The sequence below is a fragment of the Mesorhizobium argentiipisi (SeqCode) genome (genome assembly GCF_037179585.1).
GTDB classification, from domain to species: Bacteria; Pseudomonadota; Alphaproteobacteria; order Rhizobiales; family Rhizobiaceae; genus Mesorhizobium; species Mesorhizobium argentiipisi.
This window is the reverse complement of record NZ_JAPYKO010000037.1, coordinates 47,745-53,914: the sequence shown is the minus strand read 5'-3', so window position 1 is coordinate 53,914 and position 6,170 is coordinate 47,745. Positions and strand designations below refer to the sequence as shown.

The 6,170-nt window shown below is 63.9% G+C and carries 6 protein-coding genes; all 6 read left to right on the top strand.

The genetic code is table 11. The annotated features are described in order from the left end of the window. Positions 1–392: 392 nt before the first annotated feature. The 6 genes from O7A05_RS30825 to O7A05_RS30800 all read left to right on the top strand — a co-directional run bounded on the left by O7A05_RS30825 (position 393) and on the right by O7A05_RS30800 (position 6,142). Positions 393–1,493, top strand: a complete 1,101-nt coding sequence (locus O7A05_RS30825) for a TadE/TadG family type IV pilus assembly protein (protein ID WP_337097020.1) — start codon at positions 393–395, stop codon at positions 1,491–1,493. 355 nt (positions 1,494–1,848) lie between these two features. Beyond that, positions 1,849–2,568, top strand: a complete 720-nt coding sequence (locus O7A05_RS30820; protein ID WP_337097019.1) for a DUF1223 domain-containing protein — start codon at positions 1,849–1,851, stop codon at positions 2,566–2,568. 90 nt (positions 2,569–2,658) lie between these two features. Beyond that, the gene (locus O7A05_RS30815) at positions 2,659–2,943 is read left to right on the top strand and encodes a hypothetical protein (protein WP_337097017.1); all 285 of its coding nucleotides are present in this window, start codon (positions 2,659–2,661) and stop codon (positions 2,941–2,943) included. 311 nt (positions 2,944–3,254) lie between these two features. Then, a complete protein-coding gene (gene msrA / locus O7A05_RS30810) occupies positions 3,255–3,992 on the top strand; it encodes a peptide-methionine (S)-S-oxide reductase MsrA (RefSeq protein ID WP_337097016.1) in 738 nt (245 codons plus the stop codon). A gap of 465 nt (positions 3,993–4,457) precedes the next feature. Continuing rightward, positions 4,458–5,384 (top strand): ABC transporter ATP-binding protein, encoded by a 927-nt coding sequence (locus O7A05_RS30805; protein WP_337097015.1) that lies wholly within the window; start codon positions 4,458–4,460, stop codon positions 5,382–5,384. Then, complete coding sequence (locus tag O7A05_RS30800; protein ID WP_337097013.1) at positions 5,381–6,142, top strand: ABC transporter permease; 762 nt, start codon at positions 5,381–5,383, stop codon at positions 6,140–6,142. The genes O7A05_RS30805 and O7A05_RS30800 overlap by 4 nt, the downstream gene beginning before the upstream one ends. The last annotated feature ends 28 nt before the right edge of the window (positions 6,143–6,170 follow it).

The following is a 6,170-nucleotide window of genomic DNA, read 5'->3' as shown; positions in this document are numbered from 1 at the left end:
GGTGCGTCCAGCATCCGGCCTGAGGCCACACCGCCACCCTCAATTCCACCCCAAAGCCAAAACGGAGCGAGACCTCGCGACCAAATCGCTCCGCGAGCCTGTCCTCGCTAACTGCGCAACAGGCCCCTTGTGGGAGAAGGTGTCGCCGAAGGCGACGGATGAGGGGTGCTCCAGGGAAAGCCAACGTCTCGCTCCGCTGGAACACCCCTCATCCGTCTCGGCGCTCCGCGCCGATCCACCTTCCCCCACAAGGGGGGAAGGGAGACCTTGCGCCACTTCACATCCCGCTCACGAAACATTCAAAGCCGCTTAAATGTTCTTACACCGCTTTGGCGGATGCTTCGCCTCCGGATGGTAAACCAGCTTGCTGCCTGAGACGACGAAGGCCCTGAATGCCCAGTTTTGCCCGAAAGTTCCGCCCGGCCGCGCTTGCCGGGACGTTGAAGCAATTTCCCGCCCGCCGTGATGGCTCGATGATGCCGATGATGGTGCTCTTGACGATCCCGCTGGTGGCGGGGGTCGGCTTTTCGGTCGACTACACCTCGGCGGTGACGACGCGCAGCGACATGCAGAACGCGCTCGACGCCGCGATCATCGCGGTCACCACGCTGCCCACCACGACAAGCTTCTCCGATCGACAGACCGCGCTGCAGCAGGCCTATGCGGCCAACAGCGGTGAGGGCACCGCGACGCTGACCGGCGTCAATGTCGATGCAACCGGCACGGCCACCTTCACCGCAACGGCAAGCTACCCGATGCCCACCACTTTCATGCAGGTCGCCCGCATCGATGCGGTGCAGGTCGGCGTCGGCGCCTCGGTGCGCAAGACGCCGGCGCTGGTGCAGACCACCTTCAAGGTGACGAAGGTGTCAGGCTACTGGGCAAAGACGATGACGCTGTGGGGCACCAGGCTCGGCCAAACCACCCCTCAGAAGCTGATGACGATCAGCTACACCTATAATGGCTATGGCGATCCGAAGGGCTACGGCACCACGACCGTGAACACGGTCAACGGCTCGACCTCGACCACGGTGCAGAAGCAGGCCTGCACCACCGGCACGCTGAAGAACCTGCAGAAATCCGTGCCGGCCGGGACGACGATCCAGACTGACAATTACGGCACGAGCTATTATTGCGTCGATACGTTCTATCCGGCCAACGGTTCGGGCGCGGTGATCGACGTCAGCCAGATGGATCAGCTCTATCTCGAAATGGACGTGCCGTCCGGCAACCCGAAGGTGCTGAAGTCCAACGATCCGACCACCTCGAACCGGCTCTATATCGGGACCAGCTTGGCCGACATGCCGGAAGTGGCGACCGGGCAAAAGGTCGACATCTTCACCGCCGTGCCCTGCGGCCAGACCGGCTACCAGGCTTGGGAAGACGGCGGCAATGCCGTCCCGGCGCCGGTATCCAACGCCGACTTCTTCTACACTGTGCAAGGCAAATGCGACTATAACCAGCGCCCGTCCGCGACGGTGCTGACGCAGTAGAGTTGCCGCCTCTCCTTTCCCCTTGTGGGGAATTGGCCGGCAAGCAGAGAAGGGCGCTGTCCCGCCGGCGTTTCAATGCTTGGGTTCCTCGCCCTCGCCAGAGGCGGGGGAGAGGTGTCCGCGAAGCGGACGGAGAGGGGGCCTTCGTAAGGCGCTCCCCTCTCCGTCTCGGCTTCGTCGACCCACCTCTCCCCACTTTTGTGGGGCGAGGAACCTTGATCCTGCAGCGCCGCGATCCTTCACACCAACGTTCCCCACTGAAGCCGCACCCACATCACAAACCGGTGAAGCTGTAACGAACCTCTCCACCCCGGCGAAATGGGAGCATGACCCGCCGCAACGGAGACTGCTTCCCATGACCGGATCGAAGACAAGAACCGCCCTGCTCGCCGGCGCGATGCTTGCTGCCACGCTCGGCGCCGCTTCCGCGCAGCCGCTCACCGTGGTCGAGCTGTTCACCAGCCAGGGCTGCTCGTCCTGCCCGCCGGCCAATGCCAATCTGATCAAGGTCAAGGACCAGCCGGGCGTGCTGGCGCTGTCGTTCAACGTCACCTATTGGGACTATCTCGGCTGGAAGGACACGTTCGGCCGCAAGGAATTCACCGATCGCCAAGTGACCTACGAGCCATCGCTCGGCCATGACGGACCGTTCACGCCGCAAGTGGTGGTGAATGGCAGAAGCGACGGCGTGGGCGCCGCGCCGGGCGAGATCCAGAGCCTGATCGCCCAGAGTGAGATCGCCCAGAGTGAGATCAACAAGGGCCGCGCGCAGGGGCCTGAGCTTTCGCTCGGGCAGGGCAAGGTCAGCATCGGCGCCGGCAAGGCGCCGGGTGGCGGCGCCGACATCTGGCTGGTGCGCTACAATAGAGGCGTCGTCGAGGTGCCGGTGGCGCGCGGCGAGAACACCGGCCGCACGCTGCCGCACGCCAATGTCGTGCATGCGCTGACAAAGCTCGGCAGCTGGAACGGCGAGGCGACCACGCTGCCGCTGCCGGCGGCCTCGGGAGGCTTGAGCACCGCGGTGCTGGTGCAGGCGCCGGGCGGCGGACCGATCCTCGCCGCCGCCGCCAACTGATTTTTCCTTCTCTCCGCGCGGGGCCGCATGCAAGCGGCAACGCTTCACCAAGGCCCGCTTCCGCGCGCCACAACCCAAGGAGTACGACCCATGACCAAGTTCCTCACGCTGCCGGCGCTCGTCTTCGCGCTTTCCGCATCCGTCTTCGTCGCCGGCGCCCGCGCCGACGACGCGACCAATGCGATGAAGCCCGCCAACGCGATGGCGACCGACGCCATGAAGCCGGCGACGGACGCGATGAAGCCTGCCGATGCCATGAAGCCTGATGCGATGAGCACCGAGGCGATGAAGCCGGCGATGGATGCGATGAAGCCTGCGGATGCGATGAAGCCGGCGACGGATGCTATGAAGCCAGCGGACACCACCGCTCAGTAAGGGTGAGCTTGCGATCCGCTTGCGTCGCCGGCCTGCGAAGCAATCGCATAGGGCAGCGCAGCCCCCGCTCCGTCTCGGCGCTGCGCGCCGATACACCTCTCCCCCGCTTTGCGGGGGCGAGGAAACGCCAGTCGCCAAGGGCGCGGCCTTCGCAAGCCTGGGTTCCTCGCCCCCGCCAGAGGCGGGGGAGAGGTGGCTCGGCGAAGCCGAGACGGAGAGGGGGAGCGCCTCGGACATTGGCCGCACGGCAAAGTGAGAACCGCTTCGCGGCTGCGTTCGTATATAATGGAACAACAACAAGGAGACCCAACATGACCGGCATTGAAAAGAAAGCCGCGCAGCGGCCATTCCTTGCCAAAGGTGCGCTGGCGGCGCTGGTGCTCAGCGCGGCCGCGGCCCTCTTCTGGCAGAGCCCGGCGCGCTCGGCCGAGGACGCGGTGGTGATCCCGCCGCCGGCTTTGGACGAAAAGGCGACGAGCGGCACCGAAAAGGCGATCTTCGCCGGCGGCTGCTTCTGGGGCGTGCAGGGCGTGTTCCAGCACGTCAAGGGCGTGAGCAAGGCCGTCTCCGGCTATACCGGCGGCAGCGCCGAGAACGCCGTCTACGAAGTGGTCGGCAGCGGCCGCACGGGTCACGCCGAATCCGTCGAGATCACCTATGACCCGTCGAAGGTCACCTACGGCCAGCTCTTGCAGGTCTATTTCTCGGTCGCCCACAATCCGACGCAGTTGAACTACCAGGGGCCGGACCAGGGCACCCAGTACCGTTCGACGATCTTCGCCGAGAATGACGAGCAGAAAAAGGTCGCCGAGAGCTACATCGCCCAGCTCGACAAGGCCAAGGTGTTCGGCAAGCCAATCGTCACCACGCTCGAAACCGGTAAGACCTTCTACCCGGCCGAGGATTACCATCAGGACTTCCTGACGCTGAACCCGACCTATCCCTATATCGTCTACAACGACCTGCCCAAGATCGAGAATCTGAAGGCGCTGTTCCCCAAGCTCTACAGCGAGAAGCCGGTGCTGGTGCTGGCCTCCAGCAAGAGCTGAGGAGGTAGAGCCGGCCAGTTCCTGGCGCAGGGATTTGGACCGTTGGGTAAGTGTCTGCGTTGGCGGTGACCTGCCTTGGGGATTTGGTGGACGCCGCCCGAATCTCGTCATTCCAGGGCGGAGCAGCCGCGAAGCGGCGTCGCGGAGACCCTGGAATCCATTCCGTAACGATAAACAAGAGCGCAGTGGAGCAGAATTCTGCACCGCAGCAGCGCTCATACGTCACGGAATGGACTCGGGTTCTGCGCGCGTCGCTTCGCTCCTTGCTCCGCCCGTGGATGACGAGGTTCAGGCGGCTTCCGCCAATCTCCGGCGTCTGTGCTGATCGCCGGGTATGTCTGCCCGAAAACCGGGAGAAAGACGCGCCCACTGTCCAGAACTGTCAGCAGCGGCGTCGATTTCCAGTTGCGCCGCACGACATCCGACCTATATCAGGTCACCTTTTCCAGCCGGCCGTATTTCAGCATGTCATCCATCATCTCGATCTCCGGTGTCACGAAAACCTATGCCACCGGCTTCAAGGCGCTGAAGGAAATCAATCTCGACATCGAGCGCGGCGAGATCTTCGCGCTGCTGGGGCCTAACGGCGCCGGCAAGACGACGCTGATCTCGATCGTCTGCGGCATCGTCAACCGCTCGTCGGGCACCGTCACCGTGGACGGCCACGACATCGGCCGGGACTACCGCGCCGCACGCAGCCTGATCGGGCTGGTGCCGCAGGAACTCACCATCGATGCCTTCGAGACGGTCTGGGCGACCGTGAATTATAGCCGCGGCCTGTTCGGCAAGGCGCCTAACGCGGCCTTCGTCGAGAAAGTGCTGCGCGACCTCTCGCTGTGGGACAAGAAGGATTCCAAGGCGATCACGCTGTCGGGCGGCATGAAGCGCCGGCTGATGATCGCCAAGGCGCTGTCGCACGAACCGCGCGTGCTGTTCCTCGACGAGCCGACGGCCGGCGTCGACGTCGAGCTGCGCCAGGACATGTGGGCGATGGTCAGGCGCCTGCGCGAGGACGGCGTCACCATCATTCTCACCACGCACTACATCGAGGAAGCCGAGGCGATGGCCGACCGCGTCGGCGTCATCAACAAGGGCGAGATCATCCTGGTCGAGGGCAAGGCCGAGCTGATGCGCAAGCTCGGCCGCAAGCAGATGAAGCTGGAGCTGCGCGCGCCCCTTGCCGCCGTTCCGGACGGCCTGTCGCACTATTCATTGGAGCTGTCGGACGACGGCAGCCAGCTCACCTACACCTATGACAACCAGAGCGACCGTCCGGGCGTCGCCTCGCTGATCCGCGACCTCGATGCGGCCGGCGTCCAGTTCCGCGACCTCGACACCAAGAACAGCTCGCTCGAAGAGATCTTCGTCAATCTTCTGAGGCAAGAGCCATGAACCTGCGCGCGGTATGGGCGATCTACCGGGTGGAGATGGCGCGCGCCTTCCGCACGGTGCTGCAGAGCATCGTCTCGCCGGTCATCTCGACATCGCTCTATTTCGTCGTCTTCGGCTCGGCCATCGGCTCGCGCATCAACGAGATCGACGGCATCGCCTACGGCGCCTTCATTGTGCCCGGCCTGATGATGCTGTCGCTCTTGACGCAGTCGATCTCCAACGCCTCCTTCGCCATCTATTTCCCGAAATTCGTCGGCTCGATCTACGAGCTCCTGTCGGCGCCGGTGTCCTACCTGGAGATCATCATCGCCTATGTCGGGGGTGCGGCGACCAAATCGGTCATGCTCGGCCTGATCATCCTGGCCACCGCGGCGCTGTTCGTGCCGCTCAGGATCGAGCATCCGTTCTGGATGATCGCCTTCCTGGTGCTGACGGCGGTGACCTTCAGCCTGTTCGGCTTCATCATCGGCATCTGGGCAAAGACCTTCGAGCAGTTGCAGCTGGTGCCGCTCCTGATCGTCACGCCGCTCACGTTCCTTGGCGGCAGCTTCTATTCGATTCACATGCTGCCGGGCATCTGGAAGACGATTACGCTGTTCAATCCGGTCGTCTACCTGATCAGCGGATTCCGCTGGAGTTTCTATGGCAAGGCTGATGTCTCGGTCGGCGTCAGCCTCGGCATGACGGTGATGTTCCTGGCCATCTGCATCGCGATCGTCGCCTGGATATTCAGGACCGGATATCGGTTGAGGAACTGACGGAGTTCCTCGCCCCACGAAGTGGAGC